Source organism: Gottfriedia sp. NPDC058432, from assembly GCF_042721555.1.
GTDB lineage: Bacteria > Bacillota > Bacilli > Bacillales > Bacillaceae_G > Gottfriedia.
On sequence record NZ_JBHXLC010000022.1, the window covers coordinates 36,277 to 62,808 of the forward strand.

General features: G+C 32.5%; 20 protein-coding genes. 17 read left to right on the plus strand and 3 right to left on the minus strand.

What is annotated here, in order from left to right:
• The first annotated feature begins 33 nt into the window (after positions 1-33).
• Positions 34-1,074: a WxLIP family cell surface protein gene (locus tag ACFWM3_RS18840; RefSeq protein WP_056471623.1), complete on the plus strand. Its 1,041-nt coding sequence runs from the start codon at positions 34-36 to the stop codon at positions 1,072-1,074.
• Between the two features lie 115 nt (positions 1,075-1,189).
• Here the strand turns inward: ACFWM3_RS18840 and ACFWM3_RS18845 are convergent, their stop codons facing one another.
• Entirely contained in the window at positions 1,190-2,092 is a 903-nt protein-coding gene (locus ACFWM3_RS18845) for a LysR family transcriptional regulator (protein ID WP_056471624.1), read from the minus strand.
• A 324-nt stretch (positions 2,093-2,416) separates the two neighbouring features.
• Here ACFWM3_RS18845 and ACFWM3_RS18850 point away from each other — a divergent pair, with 324 nt between their 5' ends.
• The 6 genes from ACFWM3_RS18850 to ACFWM3_RS18875 all read left to right on the plus strand — a co-directional run bounded on the left by ACFWM3_RS18850 (position 2,417) and on the right by ACFWM3_RS18875 (position 15,398).
• Entirely contained in the window at positions 2,417-3,673 is a 1,257-nt protein-coding gene (locus ACFWM3_RS18850) for a helix-turn-helix domain-containing protein (protein WP_056471625.1), read from the plus strand.
• Positions 3,674-4,004: 331 nt separating this feature from the next.
• The gene (locus tag ACFWM3_RS18855) at positions 4,005-8,168 is read left to right on the plus strand and encodes a S8 family serine peptidase (RefSeq protein WP_390312460.1); all 4,164 of its coding nucleotides are present in this window, start codon (positions 4,005-4,007) and stop codon (positions 8,166-8,168) included.
• A gap of 397 nt (positions 8,169-8,565) precedes the next feature.
• Positions 8,566-12,705: a S8 family serine peptidase gene (locus tag ACFWM3_RS18860; protein WP_390312461.1), complete on the plus strand. Its 4,140-nt coding sequence runs from the start codon at positions 8,566-8,568 to the stop codon at positions 12,703-12,705.
• 157 nt (positions 12,706-12,862) lie between these two features.
• Positions 12,863-13,087 (plus strand): dockerin type I domain-containing protein, encoded by a 225-nt coding sequence (locus ACFWM3_RS18865; RefSeq protein WP_390312484.1) that lies wholly within the window; start codon positions 12,863-12,865, stop codon positions 13,085-13,087.
• A gap of 324 nt (positions 13,088-13,411) precedes the next feature.
• Entirely contained in the window at positions 13,412-13,981 is a 570-nt protein-coding gene (locus ACFWM3_RS18870; RefSeq protein WP_056471628.1) for a helix-turn-helix domain-containing protein, read from the plus strand.
• A 166-nt stretch (positions 13,982-14,147) separates the two neighbouring features.
• The gene (locus ACFWM3_RS18875; protein WP_390312462.1) at positions 14,148-15,398 is read left to right on the plus strand and encodes a CynX/NimT family MFS transporter; all 1,251 of its coding nucleotides are present in this window, start codon (positions 14,148-14,150) and stop codon (positions 15,396-15,398) included.
• Positions 15,399-15,572: 174 nt separating this feature from the next.
• Here ACFWM3_RS18875 and ACFWM3_RS18880 read toward each other — a convergent pair whose 3' ends face one another.
• Positions 15,573-15,887, minus strand: a complete 315-nt coding sequence (locus tag ACFWM3_RS18880; protein WP_056471635.1) for a winged helix-turn-helix transcriptional regulator — start codon at positions 15,885-15,887, stop codon at positions 15,573-15,575.
• A gap of 177 nt (positions 15,888-16,064) precedes the next feature.
• Here ACFWM3_RS18880 and ACFWM3_RS18885 point away from each other — a divergent pair, with 177 nt between their 5' ends.
• The 4 genes from ACFWM3_RS18885 to ACFWM3_RS18900 all read left to right on the plus strand — a co-directional run bounded on the left by ACFWM3_RS18885 (position 16,065) and on the right by ACFWM3_RS18900 (position 19,681).
• On the plus strand, positions 16,065-17,159 hold the full coding sequence (locus ACFWM3_RS18885) for an FAD-dependent monooxygenase (RefSeq protein ID WP_390312463.1): 1,095 nt from the start codon (positions 16,065-16,067) through the stop codon (positions 17,157-17,159).
• Between the two features lie 88 nt (positions 17,160-17,247).
• Complete coding sequence (locus ACFWM3_RS18890; protein ID WP_387364275.1) at positions 17,248-18,009, plus strand: GTP cyclohydrolase II; 762 nt, start codon at positions 17,248-17,250, stop codon at positions 18,007-18,009.
• On the plus strand, positions 18,002-19,099 hold the full coding sequence (ribD, locus tag ACFWM3_RS18895; RefSeq protein WP_390312464.1) for a bifunctional diaminohydroxyphosphoribosylaminopyrimidine deaminase/5-amino-6-(5-phosphoribosylamino)uracil reductase RibD: 1,098 nt from the start codon (positions 18,002-18,004) through the stop codon (positions 19,097-19,099). The genes ACFWM3_RS18890 and ribD overlap by 8 nt, the downstream gene beginning before the upstream one ends.
• 15 nt (positions 19,100-19,114) lie before the next feature.
• Positions 19,115-19,681, plus strand: a complete 567-nt coding sequence (locus tag ACFWM3_RS18900; protein WP_390312465.1) for a 5' nucleotidase, NT5C type — start codon at positions 19,115-19,117, stop codon at positions 19,679-19,681.
• Positions 19,682-19,874: 193 nt separating this feature from the next.
• Here the strand turns inward: ACFWM3_RS18900 and ACFWM3_RS18905 are convergent, their stop codons facing one another.
• Positions 19,875-21,167, minus strand: a complete 1,293-nt coding sequence (locus tag ACFWM3_RS18905) for a C40 family peptidase (RefSeq protein ID WP_390312466.1) — start codon at positions 21,165-21,167, stop codon at positions 19,875-19,877.
• A 436-nt stretch (positions 21,168-21,603) separates the two neighbouring features.
• On the opposite strand from ACFWM3_RS18905, the gene ACFWM3_RS18910 reads away from it, so the two are divergent.
• The 6 genes from ACFWM3_RS18910 to ACFWM3_RS18935 all read left to right on the plus strand — a co-directional run bounded on the left by ACFWM3_RS18910 (position 21,604) and on the right by ACFWM3_RS18935 (position 26,519).
• On the plus strand, positions 21,604-21,897 hold the full coding sequence (locus ACFWM3_RS18910; protein WP_390312467.1) for a hypothetical protein: 294 nt from the start codon (positions 21,604-21,606) through the stop codon (positions 21,895-21,897).
• A 182-nt stretch (positions 21,898-22,079) separates the two neighbouring features.
• Entirely contained in the window at positions 22,080-22,382 is a 303-nt protein-coding gene (locus ACFWM3_RS18915) for a hypothetical protein (RefSeq protein WP_056471657.1), read from the plus strand.
• A gap of 202 nt (positions 22,383-22,584) precedes the next feature.
• Positions 22,585-23,085, plus strand: coding sequence for a GNAT family N-acetyltransferase (locus ACFWM3_RS18920; RefSeq protein ID WP_390312468.1), 501 nt, complete (start codon positions 22,585-22,587; stop codon positions 23,083-23,085).
• A 22-nt stretch (positions 23,086-23,107) separates the two neighbouring features.
• Positions 23,108-23,653, plus strand: coding sequence for a 2'-5' RNA ligase family protein (locus tag ACFWM3_RS18925; RefSeq protein ID WP_390312469.1), 546 nt, complete (start codon positions 23,108-23,110; stop codon positions 23,651-23,653).
• Between the two features lie 338 nt (positions 23,654-23,991).
• On the plus strand, positions 23,992-25,077 hold the full coding sequence (locus ACFWM3_RS18930; protein WP_056471668.1) for an aromatic ring-hydroxylating oxygenase subunit alpha: 1,086 nt from the start codon (positions 23,992-23,994) through the stop codon (positions 25,075-25,077).
• The gene (locus ACFWM3_RS18935; RefSeq protein ID WP_056471671.1) at positions 25,077-26,519 is read left to right on the plus strand and encodes an aldehyde dehydrogenase family protein; all 1,443 of its coding nucleotides are present in this window, start codon (positions 25,077-25,079) and stop codon (positions 26,517-26,519) included. The genes ACFWM3_RS18930 and ACFWM3_RS18935 overlap by 1 nt, the downstream gene beginning before the upstream one ends.
• Positions 26,520-26,532 lie beyond the last annotated feature (13 nt).

A 26,532-nucleotide genomic window follows, 5' to 3' on the forward strand; every position in this document is an offset into this window, starting at 1 on the left:
ATAAAGTCTCTATTTTCTAAAGGGGGAATATAAATGGATTTTATACGTCAAAAATTATTGCTAATTTTTTCTGCTATTCTGTTAACTTTATCGTTCATCCCTCTATCTGTAAAAGCAGAGAATAATATCGACTTTTCTGTAAAAGCAATCATTCCGACAAATCAAATTGATCATCTGAAATCTTATTTTGATTTAAAAATGAGTCCAGGACAAAAACAGGATCTTAAAATTGAAGTCTTTAATAATAGTAAAAAAGAAGAAACAATTCAAGCGAATATTACTTTTGCAACGACTAATGATAATGGACTGATTGATTACTCTAAATCGAATAGTAAAGATGCAGATCAATCTTTAAAGTATCCACTAACTAGCTTAATAAAAGAACCTCAAAAAGAGGTTGTTATTCCATCAGGTAAATCAAAGGTAGTGTCATTTTCGATTACAATGCCGGAAGAAGAATATAATGGAGTTATATTAGGAGCAGCCCACTTTAAGAAAAAGATTGATGAGTCTGAAAAAAGTTCCAAAAGTGAGAGCATTAATATAAAAAATGAATATGCATATGTGGTTGGAATAAAATTATCGGAAAACAGTAAGGAAGTCGAGCCGGATCTACATTTGCTTGATATTAAACCTAAATTAGTAAATTATCGAACAACAATTGCTGCGACAATCCAAAATAGTGAATCTTCTATTGCGAAGGATATGAGTATAGATGCGCAAATCTTTAAGAAAGGTTCCAATAAAGTTTTATATAATTCGAAAAAAACTGAGATGAGCATGGCACCTAACTCAAATTTTGATTACGCAATCGATTTAAATAATAATCCAATTGAACCAGGGAAATACAGATTAAAGATGAAAGCGATCATCGGAACTCAAGTATGGGAATGGGATGAGTTATTTACGATTGGTAAAGAAGCAACAGATTTGAATAATAAAGCAGTTGAAATAAAAAATAATCATTATTGGTATTATATCGGAGGCGGATTATTACTTTTAGTAGGAATCATTGGCTTAATTGTTTTCCTAAAAAGAAAGAAGGAAAAAGAACAATCGAATGATAATGAATGATTTTTGAAAGAGTGAATTGGATTAATCAGATTCATTAAGTAATTAATCTTAAAGTGAAAGATATATTGATAAAATAAAAAGGCTCATTTCTACATTTGAAATGTTGCCTTTTTTATTAAGATGAAATGATTTCAGTTTTCAAGAAATTGATAAATTGTTTTTCAACTTTCGATAATTTTTTCTTTTTTGAAGTGATTACCCCAAGTTCTGAGTTCACAGGTTCGTAATCTACGAGATCAATTTCAACGAGTTCACCATTCGATAAATATGGATGATTTTTTAATGAAAAATTTGGTCCCCATGTTATAGCATTTCCATTTAAAATTGCTCGTAATAACTCTTCAAGATGGTTGGAAGAAAATAAAATATCTAATTTTCCAATATTATGTTGGAAGTTATTTGTAAACCATCTTATATAGTCACCGTTATATAGAACGAATTTTTGCTGAAGAATTTCTTCAGGAGTTATTTTTTTCGAGATGGCAAAAGGGGAATCTTTTTTTGCATATACTTTCATCATTCCAGGTACTAATCCTTCGTAATGAAATTCTTCTAATTCTTTCATAATGCCTTCGTAAAGACAGATGATTCCTATATTTACTTGATTTTTTTTAACAATTTCAATTGTACGTTCAGTAGTGTTTTCTAATATGTCTATGTGCAAATTTGAATGTTGGTTTTTAAAATCAACTAACGGTGTTAATAAGTAATTAATAAAAGCAGGTACCATGGAAACTCTAAGTTCACTGAGTTGGGTATCTTTACTTTTCTGTGCTATTTCTTTTAATTCTGCGTATTTTAGGAGTACTTCTTGTGATTTTTCCACGATTTGTACCCCATCCACTGTTAATCTTGCCCCTAATCTAGATCGATTGAAGATTTTTATTCCTAGCTCTTCTTCTATTTTAGTAATCGCTTGACTTATACCGGATTGACTTACATGAAGATTTTCTGCAGCGATTGAAATCGACCCCGTTTTAGCGACTTCTACTAAAATCTCTAGTTTTTCTAAATGCATTACATTTACCACCTTTATGCTTTCATACATGAACTAAAACTTTTCCAATATAGATTTTTTATTTCAATTTTTATATTACAAATCGTGAAGTTATATTTAAAAACTGTAAATTTACTTAATCATTTTGCAAATATAGAATTGGGTTTAACTAATAGTATTATTCTATTTTTCGCGATTGAGTCTAATGTTATTGAAAAATAATACGTTCTAATGTTGAATCAAAACATTAGATTTATCAAGTGCTTTCTTATATTTAGAAAAATTTACAATAAATGATACTTTTTTGTTCAATTTGAACGTTGCCTAATATAGAGGAGGCTAAATATGTTAGTTGGAGAAATCATCAAATATTATCGAGAGAAAAAAGGAATTAGTCAGTCTAACTTAGGTGAAGGAATTTGTGGTAAAGCGTATATTAGTAGGTTTGAAAGTGGAAAAGTTACTTTGTCAGAAGAAATTATTTACAAATTGGCTCAAAAGTTAGAAATTGATATAAACAAAGAAATTGAATCATTTTATCTTATAGAGAAGCATTTAAATGAGTGGAATCAAGCAATTATTATGCAAAGAACACCACAGATTGAAGGAGTAAAAGTAGTATTAGATCAAAATCCGTTCATTCTGGCTTCAAAACATGCTGCAAACTATCTGCTATTAAAAGGGAGATATTATCTTCATAAAAATATGTTTACAGAAGCAAAAAATATAATTGATTACGTAGAAAAAGAGTTTCAGACATTATCTAATTATGAGAAGAATGTTCTTCTACACATTAAAGGAATATACTGTATCAGTACATTTAGAACTGCCCACGGTGAAGAATGTCAAACTGCTGTGAACCTTTTAAAACAAATTAAAATAGCAGAGTATAATAATGAAGAGTATTACTATCACTTAGCAGTAGCATATCATCATGCAAAAGCGAAAGTATCCGCATTTACATATGCAAAAAAAGCTCTTCAATTTTTTAATAAAACATATAATCATGTGAGTGCTATGAATGCTCAAATCTTAATGCTAATGCAATTGGACAGTGAAAGAGACATTGACTTTTTAGTGTTAGTAGAAAACTATAAGGATTTGATTCATAATTGTGTCATTTTAGGTGCTCATGAAAGTAAAATAAATATTTTATTTAACTTAGGAGAAGAGTTTTATAAAAGAAAGGAATTTGATCAAGCAGTTAGTTTCTTTGAAGAAGCATTTTTACTAACTGATAAATCATCAATAAAATATTTAAGGCGATTATATCATTTTACTGAAGCATGTTTAGATGCAAAGTTATTGAAAAAAAAGAATCTTTTAGAAAAAATAGAAACAGGGACAAAGTTAGCTAAAAAATCATGTCCAATCTATTTTAATCTGTATAAATTATTAGCTTTGAAAAGTAAAAAAAATTCAAGTCAATATTATCAATTTTTAGCTGAAGTAGTGGTGCCACAGCTTATAGACACTAATAATACCTCGTTTTTTGAGCAGTATGGAAAGATCTTATATAATCACTATATCGAGCAAAAAGAATATGAAAAGGCAATTGAAGTAGACAAAAACTTTAAATTGATGCATAAAGCTTTAAATTAAAAGTCTATAGATAACGAGTATTCGTTGTCTATAGACTTTTTTTGTTATAAGTAAATGGAATTTATTTCAAAATATCAAAATTTATAACAAATGTTTATAAACTTCAGACAAGAAAATTGTCGGAATTTGTTCGGGTTATTCTATAAACCATGTGATATAGGGACTCGATAACCCGATTGATAAAAGATTGAAAATTCTCAATAATGAAGTTGAATAAACAGACAATTTGTTTATTTTTTGGGAAATAATCCATATTTTTGTCAAAGTAAGAATATTTTTGTACTTCAATGTAGATTTCTACCTTGTTGTAAATTTTCTAGGAGGAAGAGAAATGGGGAAAAGGACAGAAAAAAAGTTTTTAAAAAGCTTTACCGTTTTAGCTTTAACATCTAGTTTTATTCTTGGTTCACTTGGACAAGTAACTACTAGTACTAAAGCAGCAAGTCCAAGAAATGTAGAAGATATTTTAGCAAACTTAACTTCAGAGCAAAGATCAGCACTTGAACAGCTTTCGACTAATGAACAATCAGGTCTTCAAATTTCTTCAGATATTAATTTAAACTCAACGGAACAAACAAGTGTTATTGTTGAGTTTGCAAATAAACCTGCTAAAGTTGCTCAAATCGAAGCAAGTGTAGAAGGTAAATCATTAACTGCATCTGAAGCAATAAACTTAGTCGATCAAGATCATGAAACATTTGCTAAAGATGTAGGTCAAGTATTAGAAAATGGCAAAACTAAAAAGGTAGATTATACGATTAATCGTTCATATAAAAATGCCTTTAATGGTGTTTCAATGAGACTACCAGCAAATCAAATTAAAAACCTATTAAAATCAAAAGCTGTAAAAACAGTTTGGAGTAACCAAACATTTTCAATTGATCCTCCTAAGGAAAACGATCAGTTAAAAGCAGATGAAGCAAATGTTGGAAACTATACACCTTATGACGCTTTAGATCGATTACATGCAGAAGGATTTACTGGAAAAGGAATTAAAATAGGGATTTTAGATACAGGTATTGATTATAACCATCCAGATTTGAAAGATGCATATAAAGGTGGATATGATTTCGTAAACAATGATAATGATCCAATGGAGACAACGTATGCAGATTGGAAAAAATCTGGCCAAGCAGAAATTGTGAGTGGCAGTGCATACTATACTGAGCATGGTACACATGTAGCGGGAATCATTGGCGGTCGTGGGAAAGCGAATAGTGAATATAAAACTATTGGTGCGGCTCCAGAATCGGATATTTATTCTTATAAGGTACTTGGTCCATATGGTAGCGGGACAACTGATGCAATTCTTGCCGGGATTGACAGAGCTGTAAAAGATGGTATGAATGTTATTAATATGTCATTAGGTGCAACGTTAAATGACCCACTATATGCGACTTCAATTGCGGTAAACAATGCCGTATTAAGTGGAGTAACGACAGTTGTTGCAGCAGGGAATAGTGGGGATCAAATGTACACGGTTGGTTCACCTGGTACAGCAGCATTAGCTTTAACAGTTGGTGCTTCATCTATCGCACTTGATATCTATCAATATGCAGGTGTACAAGATGGTAAAAATTATTCATTAAGACAATTAGCAAGAAATTATAAAGATGATTTAACTACATTAAAAGGTAAAACATATCAACTTGTTGATGTTGGACTAGCAAACCCAGCAGATTTTAATGGAAAAGATCTAAACGGTAAGATTGCGTTCATTAAACGTGGTTCGATTGCATTGATAGACAAAATCAAAAATGCAAAAGCAAAAGGCGCTGCTGGAGTTTTAATGTATAACGATGAAACGAATAAAGCAGAAGGTGCAATACAATCATTCCTTGGTGAATCAGTCGATGCGATTCCTGCGTTTTCAATTTCAAATGATGAAGGTAATACAATCGCTGCTGCAATTAAAGCCGGAAAAACAGACTTTACATTTGGTGATTTCACAAAACTAAAGACTGCTTCAGATGAATTAGCGTCATTTAGCTCTAGAGGTCCATCTCGAGTAAACTATGATATTAAACCGGAAGTAACTGCACCTGGTGTGTCAATTCTTTCAACTGTACCATTCTATGTAAACGACAAAACAGTAGATGGAACAAAATCAGAAGATTACAAGTATGCGTATGAGCGTTTATCAGGTACATCAATGGCAACACCTTATGTAGCAGGCGTATCTGCATTATTACTTCAATCAAATAAAGATTTAAAACCGGAAGATATTAAATCTATTTTAATGAACACAGCAGACCCACTTTCAAAAGCATATAGTGTTTTTGAAGCAGGAAGTGGACGAGTAGATGCTTATGAAGCAATCCATTCAAATGTGGAATTAGAAGTAGTTGATAAAACTCCTACAATCATTGATGGAAAACAAAAATCAATTCAAGAATTAACAGGTGGAATGAGCTTTGGTTCATTTGGATTTGATGATCAAGATATTGCTGATTCGCGTACTGTTACATTAAAGAACCGTAGCGAAAAAGAAAAAACATTTAATGTAGATGTGAAATTCCAAGCTGGCCTTAGAGGCTCAAAGGATGCTGCTCAGAACAATGTAACTTTATCTGGCCCTACTACAGTTAAATTAAATGGAATTAGTCAAAAATCAATTAAATTTAACTTAAACATTCCAAAGACAGCTGAAAAAGGTACGTATGAAGGGTATATTACGTTTACGAATACTCAAGATTCATCTGAAACATATCAAATTCCATTTGGTGGCCGAGTAGTAAATGAAGGAATTGATTCAGTTGACGCTTTACCAATGTTTTCAACTGATACAGCATGGCCGGAAAATGCATGGCCTTTCGAATCGTTTACATTCGCATTAAAATCGCATATGAAAACATTAGATATTATTTTACAAGATGCTATTACAGGTGAAGATCTAGGATTATTAGGCTCATTGAGTCCGATATTACTGAACGAAAATCAAACTTATTATGTTACAAGAGGGTTTACTGGAACATATTATCCATTTACTGGTGATTCAAAGAATCCGATTAGCTATCAACCAGAAATTGCACAACCAGGACGCTATAAAATAAAGATGGTTGGATCAAATGAACAAGGTAAAACATTTACAAAATCTTCTGAGTTCATCTATGACCAAGGTGCACCAACTATGACTTCTAGCTTTGATTCATTAGATCAAAAAGTAATTGAATATAATGATAGTCAATTTGATTCAAATGGACAATTCTTATATGACTTTAACATTGACTTAAATGATCCTGAAACAGAAGAAGCAAGTAAACTAGGTTTTCCAGTTGATCAATCAGACAATTCAGTTGTTACATTCTATAATGGTCCATGGCCGAAAGCACCAATTTATACAGATAAAAATGGGAATTACACAGATAAACTTGTAGTTAGAAAACAAGCTGCACCTTTACAAGTTCAGTTTTATGGAATGGATTATGCAAGAAACGTTATAGGAAATGCTTTTAATATGTTAAGAGTAGTGTTTGTGGATCACAATTTACCTTATTACTATTTAAAAGCAAATAAACAAATTGTATCAAATGGAGACACAGTCAATTATAGTGTTCGTTCAAATAATGTTAAAAACTTAAAAACATCTAAAATTACAATACCAGTTGATCCTAACCTTGCTTCAATTGAGAATGTAGTAGTAAATGATGCAGTTAAGCAGTATGGTGATGTGCAAGTGTCAGTTACAACGGCACCATCAGGAAGTATTTTAAACTACACAATTATATTCACTTATTTAGGAAACAAAGCATTACCAGAAGACTTACAGTTATTTAATTTTGACCTTAAAACTGCTAAAAAATTCACGGATGGACTTTATGGGGGATCTGCTTTCAACTGGTATACAATGACAGCCTCTACGATTGATCAATCAAATGTAGAGACTAATAATGTCTACTCATACATGGAAAGTATTAAATATAAACCAACATACTCAAGGCTAGATGGCACAGTACAAGTTGAAGGGGCAAAGGATTCCTTGGGTCAATCTATTTATTCAATCGATCTAAGTAAAGTTGGTGCAAATATAAAGGTTACTTCTTACGATGGTAAAACAACTGTTACTCCATCAAGTTTAAACAAGAGTGGACAGTATATCACTGAAGGACTAAAAGCGGAGGTAAATCCTTATACTTTAACAGTTGATGTACCAGGTCATTTCACTATGAATAAACAAATTGTATTATCAAATAATGTACGTGGTGAAATAGTTGGAAAAAGATTAGCCTTTAATTTACCAACTGCAGCAGCTGGAGATGTAAACAAAGATAATGTAATCGATATTCTAGATGCATTAGCAGTACAAACATATTGGGGAACAAATAAAGCAACAGCAGACTTTAACTTTGATAAAGTAGTAGATAAAAAGGATATGGATTATATTGTTAAAAACTTTGGACTGAAAAATCCAACTGTGTCTAATGCTCCAAAAGCGAAAACGGCTTATAAAGGCGTTACGCTAGATGATGTATTAACTCAATTAGGATTACAATAAACAAAGAATGTAGGGAAGCTGGATATCGGCTTCTCTTTTTTATATCAAATAAAATAATAGTATTTGGAATCGCTTAAGAAGCTGAAGATCTTCTAAAACTAAAAATTTTAATGAATCTAATCTATAAAAATATAAAAAAAGCTGATAAATTAGCTAGAAGTTTATAAACTTTATTTACGAATATTGTCGAAAAATGTAAAAGAAAAGAAAAAACATTGAAATAATCCGCCAAATATAACCCGATTGTTAATTATTCGAATATTTTTAATAATTAGTAATAGGAAGTGATTATTAGGTTGATGGATTTTTAGAATATAAAAGCTAGAGTTTTAGATTCAAAGTTCCTCTACTATTAATAACTTCATTTTGCGAATCTTACTATAAATGGGGGAAGAGAATGTTAAAGAGAACGAGTAAAAGTAAAATTGCAAAAAGCCTTACAGTAGCTGCTTTATCAACTAGTTTTATTTTAAGTTCTTTAAGTCATGTTTCAAATGTAACGAAAGCAGATGTTGTCTCAAATGCAGAAACGATTTTAGCTAAATTAACTCCAGAACAAAGAGAAGCTCTACAAAAGATTTCAACGAATGATCAATCAGGTCTTTTTCTTGATTCAAATGTAAATCTTAATAGTCCTGAAACTGTTTCGGTAATTGTTTCATTTAAACAAAAACCACAGAAAATTGCTGTATTAGAAGCTGCTTTAAAAGGACAAGCTTTATCAGATTCAGAAGCAGCAAGCAATGCGAATGAAGATCATACTAAGTTTAAATCAGACATAAGTTCTTTATTTAAAACAAAATCTGATGGTTCATATAAAATAAAACGTGAATATAAACATGCATTTAACGGGGTAGCTTTAGAAGTCCCTGCAAATAAACTAAATGATTTAATGAAATCAACAGCTGTACAAGCTATTTATAGCGATGTAACAGTGAAATCGGAGCTTCCGGTTGAAGGGAAAGATTCATCTACAAGTTCAACAGGAAAAGGAATGGCAGATGAGCGCTCTTACTTACAAATTGATAAATTACATCAAGAAGGCTATACAGGTAAAGGAGTAAAAGTAGCTGTTATTGATACAGGTATTGATTATAACCATCCAGACATTAAAGCCGCATTTAAAGGTGGATACGATTTCGTAGATAATGACAATGATCCAATGGAAACTACTTATGCTGATTATATAAAAGCGGGTAAACCTTATGGAGCTACTGGTGCAGCAAATTACGTAACAGAACATGGAACTCACGTATCAGGTACGATTGTAGGGCAAGGCAAAAATGAAAGTGAAGATGCAACAACTGGTATTGCTCCAGATGCCGATCTTTATGTATATCGTGTATTAGGACCAGGTGGCAGCGGTACAACTGATAATATCATCGCGGGAATTGATCAAGCAGTTGCAGATGGAGTGGACGTTATGAACCTTTCACTAGGTGCAAATTATAATGACCCACTACTTCCTGAAAGTATTGCAATTAATAATGCTGTACTAAATGGAGTTACTGCAGTAGTTGCTGCTGGAAATGCAGGAAATAAGATGTATACGTTAGGTTCACCAGGAACGGCTGGTTTAGCATTAACAGTAGGTGCAAGCAGTGTTCCAATTACGACACTTGGAGGGAAAGGTGCGATCGATAATGTAAATGCATCTTTACTTTTAATGGCAAAAGGCGCTGGGGATGATATTTCAAAATTAAAAGGTGTAACGAATTCGGTTGTAGATGTAAATCTAGGAGAAGCATATTCAGGTAAAGATGTAAAAGGTAAAATTGTTCTAATGAGTCGTGGAACGTATACATTAGATTCTAAAATTGCGGTTGCTAAATCACAAGGAGCTGCAGCAGTTCTTATGTATAATGACAATCCAACTGAAGGACAAATTCCAACCTTCTTAGGCGATGGTGTAAATTTCATTCCAACGTTCTCGCTATCTAACGCAGATGGTCTAGCTTTGAAGCAAAAGCTACAATCAGGATCTGTTAACTTTACATTTACTGACATAGGTGAAGCGAAAACGCAGGGCGATACTTTAGCTGACTTCAGTTCAAGAGGACCTGCAAGATTAACTTATGATATTAAACCAGAAATTACAGCTCCAGGTGTGAGTGTATTATCAACAGTACCAGGTTTTATAAACAATCCAGACAATCCAACAGATTATAAAAAAGCATATCAGCGTATGTCAGGCACATCAATGGCTACACCATTTACAACAGGGGTTGCAGCATTATTAAAGCAAGCAAACCATAATTTACAACCAGAAGATATCAAAGCGATTTTAATGAATACTGCAGATTCTTTAAGTAAGCCATACAGTGTATTTGAACAAGGTGCAGGACGAATTGATCCATATAATGCAATCCATTCAACGATTGAAATTAAAGTGCAAGAAAAAACACCAACGATCATTAATGGAAAAGAAAAACAAATTAATGAAGAAACAGGGGCACTTAGCTTCGGCAATGTATCATTCGATGGAAATGACTATTCAAATAACCGCACAGTCACTTTAATGAATAGAGGAGAAAAGTCAAAAACATTTGATGTAAAAGTTAATTTCCAATCAAACTTACGTGGTTCAAAGGATGCAGCAGCAAATGGTGTAACTGTTCAAACTCCATCGACAGTTACATTAAAAGGAATTAGCCAAAAGAAAACAACTATTACTTTAAATATTCCAAAGACAGCTGAAAAAGGAATTTATGAAGGGTATGTAGTGTATACAAACAAAGATAATCCATCAGAAACATATCGCATTCCATTTGGCGTTCACTACGTCGAGCAAGGATTTGATTACTTTAGATTGTATAAACAATCAGTGCCTGAATCGCTTAGTCAAAGTAGTCAAAAATGGAATCGAACTGATGCTGCTAATATTGCCTTAAAATCACATATGAGATCAATTGACGTTGTTATTTCAGATGCAAAAACTGGTAAAGATCTTGGTGTTGTTAGTTCGTATGATGGGGTAGCATTTAATGAAGGTGTAGATATTTCACTTCCTTTCGTCTATTTTGGATTTTACTATCCGTTTACAAATGACCCAGATAATCCAATTGGAACAAGAGATGATCAATTGGTAGTACCAAAAACAGGGCAATATGTATTAAAAATGATTGGTACAGATGATAATGGAAAACAATATACGATTAGTCAAGATTTATTTGTCGATGGTACAAAACCTAAATGGAATATGCATGTGGAGGGGGAAGTACCGGGTAAACAAATTGTGGAATATAAAGATGATCAAGATACTTTAGGGGTAACAGCTCAGATTACTGATGATAATGTAGATGTAAGACAAGCAGCTGGTAAGGTTGCAGATCAAACACAAAATCAAATTTACTATTCTTACAACTCTTGGTTACCAAATGGTAACTTGAAGCTAGATAAAGAGGGTAATGCATCCGATGATATTGCGATGTTACCGGACCAAAGCGTTCTAAGTGTTAAATTTGAAGGGATGGACGAAGCAACAAATGGTTATCTTCAAAAACAATACTATTTTGTAAATGAACATACAACATATGTTTCTGTTGAGGCAAATAAACCGACAAAATTTAGTAGAGCTTTTGTAAAACCAGGTGAAACTTTTACGATGACATTAAATGCAAATAATGTAAGTAAACTAGCGAAGGCAAACTATAAGTTCTCAGATACTCCAGGGACAAAAATTACGAAAATTTCATTGAATCCTGCTTCACAAAAACTTGGTGGAACACTAGATGTTAAACAAACTACATCAGGAAGTACAACTTCATCAGATGTTACTGTTAACTTTAATGGAACTTCTGGAGTAGATGGTGATTTACCAATGGTTGATTTAACAATTGAAATTCCTAATCCATTAGATCCGAAAAATGCTTATTCATTTAGCTCAGTTACTTCACAATTCACGGATATAAATAATGTTTCAACTAATGTTTTTTCAAACGTATCGCCAATCTCAATCTTAAATAATCAAACTGAATTCCAAGGTTATATTCATGCTCAAGGATTTTTAGATGCAAAGGGTAATTATGATTATGCAAAAGATTACTCAAAGATTTCGCCAACTTTAACAGTAATTGATAGTAATGGTAAAGTAGTCAAAACAAATATAGTTGCAAAAAATGGGTCATTTGATATTACAGGACTTGATCCATCAAAAGATGATTATACATTAATCCAAGATATACCAGGTCATTTTACAACGCGATATTCGAGAATTAACGCTTACTTTGGTTTAGATGACGATGTATACGGTACATCATATAGAGTAGGTACAGAAAGTACTCCTTATGCAACTGCAGGAGATGTCAATAAAGACGATGTAATCGATGTAAATGATGCATTAGCAATCCAAACATATTGGGGAACAAATAAACGTAGTGCAGATATTAACTTCGATGGAACGGTTGACGCGAAAGACCTTGCATTCGTAGAAAAAAATTACTTAATGCAAAATTCTTGGGTTCCAGCACCACCAAAACCAGTTAAAAATTATAAAGGAAGTACATTAGAATCAATTAAGAGTCAATTAGGATTATAATTAAAATGTAAAAGCCTGTTCATATTTTTGGACAGGCTTTTTACTTTAACTGTTTAGCCTTTGAAGTTAATCTCCAGTCGTTCCTTTCTCACGTAATTCAATATAGAAACCTTCTTATTTCTCAAATTGTGTTTTTATCTAATGAAAGGGGGGAGATATCAATAAAGACAATGTAATCGATATTAATGATGCTCTAGCAATTGAAATATATTGGGGAACAAATAAACGTTCAGCAGATATCAATTTTGATGGAACGGTAGATGCAAAAGACTTTGCATTTGTTGAAAAGAACTTCTTAATGCAAAACCCTGCTGTAGATAATGCACCAAAACCAGTGAAGAAATATAGAGGTAAGTCAATTGACGTGATTAAGAATGAGTGAGGCAATCAATAATTAGGGTGCCGAGGAAAAACCACAAGGAATTTTTTTCTTCCTTGTGGTTTTTGTACGTTTTCACTAAAAAAGAGGTCAAATTAAGTTCGTTATTTGCGTTTCTGAACTTGATTTATGATTTTATCAACGAGTTTTAGTGATATTTTAATGAAAAAGTGTTGTAACGAAGTATACTTTATTAGACTTAATCAATGTTTTGGTATATTATAATTTACAAAAATGGTTTATTTACTATTATTTTATCCACTATAATAACATTAATAATTATTTTTACTTTATATTTTCCCATGATATTGCGAAGGGTGGCTCAAAATGAGTTTAGAAGCTGATGATCAAAGACAAGTTGTTTTACAAGTAGGAACAGTACTAAAAAAACTACGTAAAGAAAGGCGTTTAAGTCTTGAAAACTTATCAGAATTATCGGGTGTGAGTAAGCTTACGCTAGGAAATATTGAACGTGGAGAAACAAATCCAACTATAGGAATGTTATGGAAAATTTCAAATAGCTTATCCATACCACTCATGGCTTTATTCTCATCTGAAAATAATGTGAATCTATCTAGAGCCGGTGAGGGACTAAAAATTGTTGGGGACGAAAATAACTGGGCAATTGAGCCGATTTTCCAAAACGTAAATAATAATATGGAAATGTATCGTGCTTATATACAGCCGAATAGCACCTACCATCCAGAAAAACATCATCAGAATTCAACTGAAATCGTGACTGTTATGGCTGGAACCCTTACAATTACAGTCAATAATGAAACATTTACACTAAATCAATATGATTCGATTAGTTTTTCTACAAATGGCACTCATTCATATGCCAATCATACCAACGATGTCGCTGTTCTCCATATTATATTAAAATATAGAATTTGAATTTCTATAGCTTAACCTAAGGTATACCTCAAACAACTGAACAGATTAGATATTCCTTTAGCAATTTAATTTCTCTCTTCATGGATAGATCGAAACTCGTCTTTACAGTAAAACATATTGAACAAACTACAATACATGAATTTTTCAAAAGCTAGGAGGGGATAGGATGAATTCAATGAATCAAGTAATTAAAAAGGAGAATAAAGGAGCCATTTCAACTGTTGGCAAATCAACAGTTTGGATATTGATTGTTGGTATTGTATTTATTGCTGCTAACTTAAGGGCCCCTTTAACCTCAGTAGGACCAATTGTTGGTCTTATTAAGAATGATATGGATATTTCAAATACATTGGCAGGGATGATTACCACGTTGCCATTATTAGCTTTTGCGTTTTTTTCACCTATTGTACCTAAATTAGGGCAAAAATTTGGGGTGGAACGAATTATTTTTGGTTCCATTGTCTTTTTGACTGTTGGTATTGCTATACGTTCTCTATCGGGGGTTGCTGCTTTATATATAGGTACGGCTATTCTTGGTTTGGCTATCTCCGTTGGTAATGTATTGTTACCTGGCCTGATTAAACGTGAATTTCCTGAACGAATTGGCTTGATGACGGGCGTGTATTCCATTTCTATGAACTTATTTGGAGCGATAGCTTCTGGTGTGAGTGTTCCCATTGCACTTGGAGTGGGATTTGGATGGAAAGGCGCATTGGTAATTTGGGGGATTTTAAGCTTTATATCTATTTTAATTTGGTTTCCACAGTTGAAACATCTTAACGCAAAAAGGGATACTGTTCATAATAAAACGGCTAACAGTCATGAGAATTTGTGGGGTTCGGCACTAGCGTGGAAAGTAACCTTGTTTATGGGACTGCAGTCCATGATCTTTTATGTACTTGTCGCCTGGCTGCCAGAAATTCTTAAACAACAGGGATTGAATTCAAGTCAGTCTGGCTTGATGCTTTCTGTTATGCTATTGGCTTTGCTCCCATTTACCTTCATCGTCCCAGTCATCGCAGGTCGCATGTCCAGTCAACGTTCGTTAGTGACTATTGCAGCAATTTTATTTTTAATTGGGATGTTTGGGTTACTATACGGTAGTTCAAACTTAATCGTCTTGTGGATCATCGCTTTAGGCATAGGAGGTGGCTTCGCATTTAGCCTAGCCATGATGTTTTTTAGCTTACGTACAAGGAATGCGCAACAGGCTGCTGAGTTATCTGGTATGGCCCAATCGATTGGATACTTGCTTGCGGCTGTAGGCCCAACCCTATTTGGGTTTATACATGATGCAACCAATAGCTGGACGATTCCACTTTTAATATTAGTTGGTGCATCGATTCTACTCTTTATATTTGGTCTAGGAGCATCCAAAGCGCAATATATTGGTTCTGCTCAAAAGGAAAACATATAATTTATACAGCATTTATATAAGTATATATCAATCATTTGCTCAAAAAATCAAAACTGAGCCCAAATAAAAAAGGGATGTCCACTAGTTAGAAATTTAACTTATGAGACATCCCTTTTATTTGCAATTGAATTCTAAAAAATAATTAAAAGGCGAAGCAAAAAACAAAAACCATTTTTAATCGATTGTTGTCCAATCTTGCGACCATTTCATTAATTCCTTAATAACTGGTTCTAAAGCCAGTCCTTTTTCTGTCAAAGAATATTCGATCCGAACTGGGGTTTCTGGGTATACATCTCGTTTTACAATACCAGCTTGTTCTAAATCCTTTAATCTTTCTGAAAGGACGCGCCCGCTAATTGGCAAAGTTGATTCGATTGTACAAAATCGTTGTGATCCAGAAAGAAGTTGAAAAACTATAAGAATTGCCCATCGTTTACTAATTAACTCTACGCTTTTTTCAAACCGAGGGCATAATAAAGAAAAATCCATTTAAAACCACCTCACCTATACCCATATTATAACTAAATTTGAATTAATAACAAGATTACCATACATAAATTTATTACTTGACGTAAGTTCATTACTAAATTAAACTTACTTACATAAAGTAACTAAATAATTTTTTTAGAAAAATAATAAATGTCTATAAATAGGTGGCAAAACAACATGAATATGAATACAGATGTATGTATTGTAGGTGCGGGACCAGGTGGTGCACTATTAGCATATTTGCTTGCAAAAAATAATATTTCGACAGTTCTTGTGGAACGACATAATGGAATTGATAAAGAATTTAGGGGAGAGCATCTAAATTCTGAAGGTGAACAAATATTAAAAAAGCATCATCTTTATGAAAAAGTTAAAGAATACGGACTACTGCTAATGGATCGTGTTGAATATTGGAATCATAATAAAATAATAAAAAGTATTTTTCCATCACAAGGTTCAAAACACGTTGGTATTCATGTTCCACAAAATCATTTATTGAATGTTATTTTAAAAGAAGCAAATAAATATGAAAACTTTAAGCTTTTAATGGGCACACGTGTATCTAAATTAATAGAAGATCAAGATGGTCGTTATATTGGTGTTAAAGCAGTAAGGAATGGTACTGAAATAACAATTAATAGCTCGATTATAATTGGTGCTGACGGTCGATTTTCAACGATCCGAAAATTAGCAAATATACCCACGGATATTATAAAACATGGATACGACCTACTTTGGGCAAAAGTACCAAGACCAGCAAGTTGGGATCCAACAGTTAGATTAACTTTGATTAATAAACAACAATTGGCTTTGTTTACTCAAGCTGGAGGATTCATTCAAATTGGATGGAACATAGAGGAAGGTTCTTTTTCGAACCTAAGAAGTAAATCTTTCAATCCTTTTGTAAATCAGCTAATCGAAGCATTTCCAGAACTGACTGAAACAGTTCAAGAAAATATAAAATCTTGGAATGATTTTGTATTATTAAATGTTCAAAGCAGCCGTAGCAAAACATGGGTAAAAGACGGCTTAATTATAATGGGTGACGCGGCACACACAATGAGCCCTACTGCAGCGCTTGGTGTAAATCTTGCAATGAAAGATGCAGATATTTTAGCAGAAATCATTCAAGATGCTATTCAAAACAAAGATACTAGTACAATAGTGTTAAAGAAATTTGAATATGCTAGACGAGGAGAAGTTGAAAGCTTACAAAAGCAACAACTAACACAGGAAAGTACCTTCAAACATCACTTTGATGTGACTATATAAAGAATGCCTTAAATGTTTAAATATGGACAAGTAAAAATTAAAATATATTATCATTAAGAAATAGTGTTAGAAAACAGGAGGAAGCCTCATGATCAACGAAAAAGTAGTTTCTTTATTAAAAGAGAAAATTAATGTCATAAAAAATAACGATAAATCAATTTATTTAGTTGGACCAATTAAACTGCCTGTAAATTTAGATGGAGAAACAGTCATTTTTCAATGGTATTGTTGGCTACGCTGTGAGGATATCGAAGGAGATTTTTGTAGCGATGGATCATATAACACTGAAAAAATTATTAGTAAATTAGCTTCATCCAATTTAGCAGAAATGCAACAATCAAGTGTATTAGTTTATGGTGACTTTGAAAATTCAGAGGACGCACTAATTCGAATGCATAGTATTTGTCATACGGGTGATATTTTTGGAAGTAAACGTTGTGACTGTGGATTCCAATTAAAAGAAGCAATGAAAATGATTTCTTCAAATGAATCAGGTGCATTATTTTATTTAGCAAACCATGAAGGAAGAGGAATCGGTTTATTCAGTAAAGCAATGGCTTATGTACTTCAAGAGCAAGGATTTGATACTGTTGAAGCAAATGAAGAGCTAGGTTTCGTAGATGACGCACGAAACTACGAAGATGCTATTAGAGTATTAAAAACACTTCGTTCAAAACCAGTTACTCTAATTACAAACAACCCAAGAAAATTGGATGCTCTTCAAAGCTCTGGAGCAAATGTATCTGGAAGAATTCAATTATGGGGAGACAAATCAAAGTATAACGAGAAGTATTTAGAGACTAAAATTGTTCGTTCTGGTCATTTTAAAGGAGGACGTACAAGTGAGTAATCATGAATTTTATATGAATTTAGCTATTCAAAATGCCATGGCTACGAAAGGTCAAACCGATCCAAACCCCCTAGTAGGGTCAGTAATCGTAAATGATAATCGGATTGTTGGAATTGGTGCTCACTTAAAAGCTGGTGAACCTCATGCTGAAATTAATGCACTTAGAATGGCAGGAGATAAAGCTGAAGGTGGAACAATTTATGTAACTCTTGAGCCATGCTCTCATCATGGACGAACTGGTCCTTGTGCAGAGGCGGTTGTACGTGCAGGCTTGAAAAAAGTTGTTATTGCTACACTTGATCCAAATCCGCTTGTTGCTGGAAGAGGAGTAAAAATTCTTCAAGATGCGGGAATTGAAGTAATCATCGGAGTTTGTGAAGAGCAATCGATCAAAATGAATGAAGTATTTAACAAATATATTGTTAAAAACATTCCTTTTGTCGTAATGAAATCAGCGTCTACATTGGACGGGAAAATTGCTACCCATTCTTCTGATAGTAAATGGATCACTTCAGCGGAAGCTCGAAATGATGTTCATCAATTAAGAAATGAAATTGGTGCGATATTAGTTGGCGTAAATACAGTATTAAAAGATAATCCAGAATTAACAACTAGAATTCCAAACGGACGTAATCCAGTTAGAGTCATACTAGATTCAACTTTAAAGATTCCTTTAGAATCAAAAGTTGTAACTGATCAACAAGCAGATACATGGATATTCACAAGTCAAAAACACTCTGAACAAAAAAGAAGTGAATTAGAAAACTTAGGTGTAAAAGTATTTGTAACGAGCGATCCAAGTCGAGTTGATTTAAACGAAATGCTAAAAATTATAGGTGAACATTCAATCTCTTCTTTATTAGTAGAAGGTGGTGGAGAAGTGAATGCTTCCTTTATGAATCAAAATTTAGTTGATAAAGTGATTGTCTATTTAGCTCCTAAATTAATAGGTGGAAAAAGTGCACCTACATTTTTAGAAGGTACTGGGTTTGATAAAATGGGACAAGCGATTGAACTTGAAGAAATCGAATTAACGAAAATTGGTCCTGATTATAAATTCATAGGCTATCCAAAATATACTACTTCATGAGGAAGGACTTTTAGAATGAAATTCGGTTTCGATATTGACGATACTTTAATTGATTTAAGACAGCATGCTTTTCACATTTATAATAAAAAATTAAATAAAAATATCCCTATAGAAGCTTACAATGAATTAAAAACTGTTGAAATTCATGAACCTTTTGGCTTAACGGCAGAAGAAGGAAGCAAAATGTGGAAGAGTAATCTAGAAGAGACATACTTTACGACTTGTCCTCCATTTCCATATGCAGTTGAAACATTACAAGAATTAGAAAAGCAGGGACACGAAATTTATTATGTGACTGCTAGAAATAAAGAATATGGTGAACGCACAAAAGAATGGTTGTTAAAAAATGGATTTCCAGTTCATCAAGATCGATTTTATTGTGGAATGAAAGATTTGGAAAAAATTCATATTATAAAAGAATTAGGCTTAGATTATTATTTTGATGACAAACCAGAAATTTTGAATACACTTTCAGAATTAACTTTAAAAGCATATGTGAAAGACACTTCATATAATCGAGGATTGGAGATCCCGCGAATTACGTGTTGGTCTGAATTAAAAGAGATTATTGAGAGTAATTAATAAAAAAACACCTGTGAAAGGTGTTTTTTTGTGCGGTTGATGCCTACCACAATCCGTTATGAGTAAGTAAAAATCAACATTATGAAATATAGATACCCATGAACCAGTAATGAGAGATCTAGTCTATGTTTTATGATTACAAGCTGAAAAAAACACCCATGATAGGTGTTTTTTCAAGTAAGATGTTGAAAACTTATTTAAATCTTTTAAATCCTAAAAAATGTTGGTTCCAATATGAATTGTTTATTTTAGAAATAGTTACTCCTGAACTACTACTTGCATGGATAAACTCATTATTATTAATCACGATACCCATGTGGGACGGTCCATAAGTATAAGTGTTTTCGAAAAAGATTAAATCTCCAGGTTGAAAGTCATCTACAGTTTTTAAATTTGAACTATTATACCAATATCCTGCAACATTTGTTCTAGGAAGTGACAATCCAGATTCTTTGAATACATAGGAAATAAATCCACTACAGTCAAAACCTGATGGAGTTTCCCCACCCCAAATATAAGGTACACCTGAATACTTTTTAGATAAGGTGATTAAAGTTTGCACATCAAATGATTGAGAGTTATTAGAATCAACTTTATTTGAATCTGTCTGACTTGAATCTACCTTGTTTGAATCTGTCTTATTTGAATCAGTCTCTTTTCCAACATAAGATGCACCAACATACCCTATAACCCCATTAAATTTTATCTTATACCAACCATTAGAAAGTGAGATGACTTCTAGTTTTTGATTTTTATTAACACTACCTAAAATCTGATAAGAAGTTCCAGCCCCAGATCTTACGCGTAAACCATTAATAGTAGAAAAATAGTTTCCAGAACTGACCACTTGATTATTATTACTATTATTCGATTCGGTAACCTTTCCAACATAGGATGCGCTAATATACCCTATTACCCCATTAAATTTCACCTTATACCAACCATTAGAAACTGAGATTACATCTAATCTTTGATTTTTATTAACACTACCTAAAATCTGATAAGAAGTTCCAGCGCCTGATCTTATGCGGACACCGTTACCAGTAGAAATGTAGTTCCCCGAAGTAACCACTTGATTATTATTACTAATATTCGATTCAGTGACTTTTCCAACATAAGAAGCACTAATATATCCAGTTGCCCCATTAAATTTTATCTTATACCAACCATTAGACAATGAAATTACATCTAGTTTTTGGTTTTTATTAACACTACCTAAAATCTTATAAGAGGTACCAGCTCCAGATCTTACATGGACACCATTACCGATTGATTTATATGTACTAATATTATTATTTGAATAAAGTGTACTAGATTGCAGAGTTTTGGAATCAATAGAGGCTGCAGCTGCAGTAGTATTATATGGAATTTGAATTGTTAATGTTGATGCAAGGCCAACTAATGCCATTGAGTTTAATGCTCGTTTTTTATTTCTTTCTCCTTTCAAATTTAACTTAATTAAGGTACTTGCTGATTTTGATTTCATTACTTACCTTCCCTCTAACCAATAACAGAAATAACAAAGAAAAATCCCTTACCTCTTTTGATAGTAAGGGCAAATCTTAGATTACATGAATTTGGTAATTAAATTATTTAGAATGTGAGATCACATTTAGTTTAAATTCTAACATAAGTACATAGATGTCTTCACTTATTTAGTGTTAAATTTTTCCGGAAAAGTAAATTTAGTTCAAAATTTGCTAAAAATAAACAAAGAAATAACGTGATATTTTCACTATTCAGCAACTTGAAAAAAACGTAATAGATTTTTTTATGTTAGTAAATGAAGATAAGATTATTGCTTTATGAAAGTTTTGTTAAGTAAACTAATAATATAGATTATACAAGTTGTCAGGAAATACAAGCGTAAATAAGTCTATTAAAATCTTAATCCTACCCTTTAATCGGAGGTGCTAGTCAAAGTGACAAAGCTTGAACTTGATATTCAAAACATACAAATTGCAAAACATACGGATTATAAAGGCTATAAAATTAGATTTTCGATTAATCAACAGCACTTTGCACTTTTAGTCGGTAAAACAAATATATTATTTCCTTTGTCCCTAATTCACACTTTTAATGAAAAAGGAACATGTCAGCCTTGCAATAAACTAGTTTTTCCATCGAATATTAGTCAACAAGTTTGTCCAACATTATTTAATAGAAGAAATGAATTATTAGCTTATTTCCAAGAACATTATTCTGAGCAATTTTAATTAGCGATCAAATGGCTTTTGACAATCGTCGACCAAAGTAAAATAATAAATTAATAAAGAAATCGTGATAAAAAACTACTTTTTGGGTAGTTTTTATTTTTTTATGAAAATATTTAACGATAATGAGTCATAAAAATAGCATTTCGTCATATATTTTGTTGAAAACGGAGGTGCTATTTCACATGGTGATTCAAGACTTAGATATTCAAAACGTGGTAATTAGTAAGCTTGGAGGGTACGACGGTTATAAAATAAGCTTTTCCGTTAATCATCAAGGTTACATATTATTAGCTGGAAAACAAAAGACGATTTTCCCTTTGTCTATTAAACATGCATTTATTGAAAAGGAAAAGTGTCAGTTTTGCAATAAACTTGTATTTAAATCTGCGATAAGCCAGCAAATTTGTTTAAATCTCCTTCTTAAGAAAAGCGATTTATTATCATATTTTCAGCAAAGGTATCCAGAACCATTTGAGCAAATATAAGTTTTAAAGAAAACTATCGAGGAAAAACCACTAGAGAGGTGGTTTTTTGTTTATTAAATGAGTACATATTATTATTTAACCCTCCATCAATTCAAAATATTTGATTAAGAATTGTAATAATTTAGTTAAAAAAACACTGTAGAAATACGATTGTAATTGTTGTACTATTCTTATAATTATATTTTTATTGGAGGATATTTTCATGCCTAATTCTTTATTACCGACAAATACTATTTCTTTACAATTTTATAATGACAAATATGATGATCAATTAAAAAACTATTTTCTAGCTGATGAGCATCTAAAATTTACTGGTTTACCTATAGAGAATATAGACAAATGTGTATTAGAGGCTGATCGTCATGCCATTTTAATTTTGAGTAACAATGATGTTGCAGGATTTTTTGTTTTGCATGGTTGGGATGGAGTTAGACAATATAGTGATAATAAAAATGCAATTCTATTAAGGGCTTATTCTGTTGATACAAATTTTCAGGGTAAAGGGATTGCGAAACAATCTTTAAATTTATTACCTTCTTTTGTAAAGGCGAATTTCCCCAAGCGAGATGAAATTATTTTGGGTGTGAATCATAAAAATATTGCTGCACAGCATGTTTATTTAAAAAGTGGATTTATTGATAAAGGAAATAGAGTAATGGGGAGAAAAGGTGAGCTCTTTATTATGCATATGGATTTAGTATAAGTTTAGAAAGAAGGAAGAGATGATGTACGGAGTTGTAGCGTTATTTGATGCAGAAACCGAACAAATTATTAAAGATATTTGGACAGAGTTAAGAGAAAAATCGATTTCTTTCTATGCTGATGAAGTAGTAGATCGTAAACCTCATATTACTTTAGCAAGTTATCACAGTCTAGATAAGCTAAGGATTATTGAACAATTAGATGATTTTTATGAAAATAAGCCAGAAATAGATATTAGTTTTAATTCAATTGGATCGTTTTTAAATACTGGCATATTGTATTTTTCACCAAATGTTACTAAAAATTTGATTGAGTTTCATGAGGATTTTCATATTCAGTTTAAACATTTTAATGATAATCCAAAGTCTATTTATCTACCTGAAAAGTGGATCCCACATTGTACGTTAGCTAATAGATTGTCACCGGATAAACTAGTTGAAGCATATAATTATTGTTTATATCGAAATGATACAATTGTAGGGAAAATAAGAGAAATTGGTATTATTGAGATGGTTAGTAAAAATAATGCTCCAATTATCTATTCGAAGTCTTTAAACCCAATAAGATAAGCTGAAAAACTCGTGAAAAATAACGAGTTTTTTATTTTTGGCTCTATTAATACCTTTATAAAAGGTGGTTTTCTTTTGCCCGAAAATCAACTATTAACGACAACAGATGCTTATTTTTAAATAGTCTTACTCATAATCGTTCGATGAGTGAGTGAAAAATTCAAATAATCGAATTGGAAACAACTCATTCGAGTTGTTTTCAATTCGATTATTTTATTAGCTCGAGTCGTTTTGAATCATTAAATGTTGATTTATAGGTATTTTTAAATTTTGGCATGGATATTGCAATATAAAAGATACAGGGGTAGAAAATAGGGAAATGAGAGGGGTTAAAACAAATGACTTTTAACAAAGTACAAAATGCAACGACTGAAAATTTCGAGAGAACGCTAACTTATGATTTATACACTGATCCAAAGGTTTTAGAGCAAGAGCAAGAAAAGATCTTTTCAAAGTCTTGGCAGTTAGTTGGACATGTTAGCCAGCTAGAAAATATAGGAGATTTCTTTACAGCAGAAGTAGCAGGTGAACCGATTATTGTAACACGTGACAAGAATGGGGTTATTCAAGCTTTTTATAATGTTTGTCCACATCGTGCAACTAAGCTAGAGAAGAATGAAAGTGGAAATAAAAAAATTCTACAATGTGGTTACCACGGATGGACTTTTCATTTAGATGGTAAATTAAATAAAGCTCCTAATTTTAAAGGAGAAGATTTGGCTTGTGTATCAAATGCTTGTTTACGAGCTGTAAGGATGGAAATTGCAGAGGCGTTTATTTTCGTTAATTTAGATGACGATGCTACATCATTAATTGAGACTTATGGAGATTTTTTTGAAAAGCTAAGCAAGTTTACTTTTTTAAGTGAATTAAAAAGAACGAGCAGTAGATCTAGAATTATTAAAGCAAACTGGAAAGCATTTATTGATAATTATTTAGAATGTGATCACTGTCATGTAGCTCATCCAAGCTTTGTGGCTACTTTAGATATGAAAGACTATCAAATTATTACATGTCAGAATTATTCTGTTCAAGGATCTGTTGTGAAAGCAAATAAGAAAATGGGTTCATTAGATTTTAATGAAGTAGAAATGCAAGGTGGTACATTCTATTGGTTATGGCCGAATTTAATGATGACGATTTATCCAGGCCCAGGAAATATTGCCACAATCCAAATGATTCCAATCGATCATGAGACAACACTTGGAGTTTACACATACTACTTTAGAGATGAAAATTTAACACAGGAAGAAAAAGACTTAGTTGAATTTGCTGAAGTAGTACGTAATGAAGATGTTGAATTGGTTGAACTTGAACAAGTAGGATTCCGCTCACGAGCATTTAATAAAGGCTTCTATTCTTCTTCAGAGCAAGCAATTGTTCAGTTCCATGAGACTGTCCTAAAAGCACTGGAGGAAGAATGATGATCAACAAAGTAGGTCCAATGAAACAATATTTATTCATTAATGGTGAAGAAGTACAAACAACAGAGTATTCTAATTTGTATTCTCCATTTTCAAGAGAAGTAATTTCAGAGATTGCTGTTGCTACAGAAGAACAAACGAAAAAGGCAATCGAAGTAGCCTATCTGTCAAAAGATGAGTTTGCTAGAATACCAGCGTTTGAGAGAGCACAAATTCTTGAAAATGTCGTTCAGTTATTAAAAGAAAATTTTAATGAAGCTGCTGAAATAATTACAAAGGAAACAGCTAAACCAATAATGTTTTCAATGGGAGAAGTAACAAGAACAATAGAAACATATAAATTTGCCGCGGAGGAAGCAAAACGAATTCATGGAGAAACAATTCCATTCGATGCTGCTTCTGGTGGTATAGGAAGAGTAGGATATACAGTAAGAAATCCGATTGGTGTAATTGGAGCGATTACTCCGTTTAATTTTCCTATGAATCTAGTAGCTCATAAAGTTGGTCCAGCTATTGCATCTGGTAATACCGTCGTTTTAAAACCGGCATCTCAAACGCCACTTTCGGCACTATTTATAGCTAAGTTATTCAAACAAGCTGGTTTACCAGACGGTGTATTAAATGTTGTAACGGGACCAGGACGTACAGTTGGTGACACGATTGTTGAAGATGCACGTGTAAACATGGTTACATTTACAGGTAGTACAAGTGTTGGGATTAACATTAGAAATAAAGCGAAGTTAAAAAAAACAACGCTTGAACTTGGATCAAACGCCGCAGTTATTATTGATAAAAATACCAACGTTGATAAAATTATTGATCGATGTGTAATGGGAGCCTTTTCAAATCAAGGACAAGTATGTATTTCTTTACAGAGAATTTTTGTTCATGAAGAGATTTACGAAGAGTTTACGAACAAATTCGTAGAAGCAACTAAAAAACTAAAACTAGGTAATCCATTCGACCATGAAACCTATCTTTCATCATTAATTTCACCTGATGAATTAGATCGGGCGTTAGGTTGGATTAATGATGCAAAACAAAGCAATGCAAATATACTTACAGGTGGTAAAACACAAGGGAATATATTAGAGCCTACAATAATTGCTGATGGTACTTCTAGTTTAAAAGTTTCATGTCAGGAAGTTTTCGCTCCAATTGTAACGGTTAACAAAGTGAAATCAATTCAGGAAGCTATCTCTCATGTAAACGATTCACGCTATGGATTACAGGCTGGGATTTATACGGATAGTGTATCGAATGCATTACTTGCTTCAAATGAACTTCATGTAGGTGCGGTCATCATTAACGATATTCCAACATTTAGGGTTGATAATATGCCATATGGTGGTGTAAAGGAAAGTGGTACTGGAAGAGAAGGGATAAAGTTTGCAGTAGAAGAAATGACGGAATTGAAGCTAATTGTCTGGAATCAAAACTGATGTTAATAAGGTG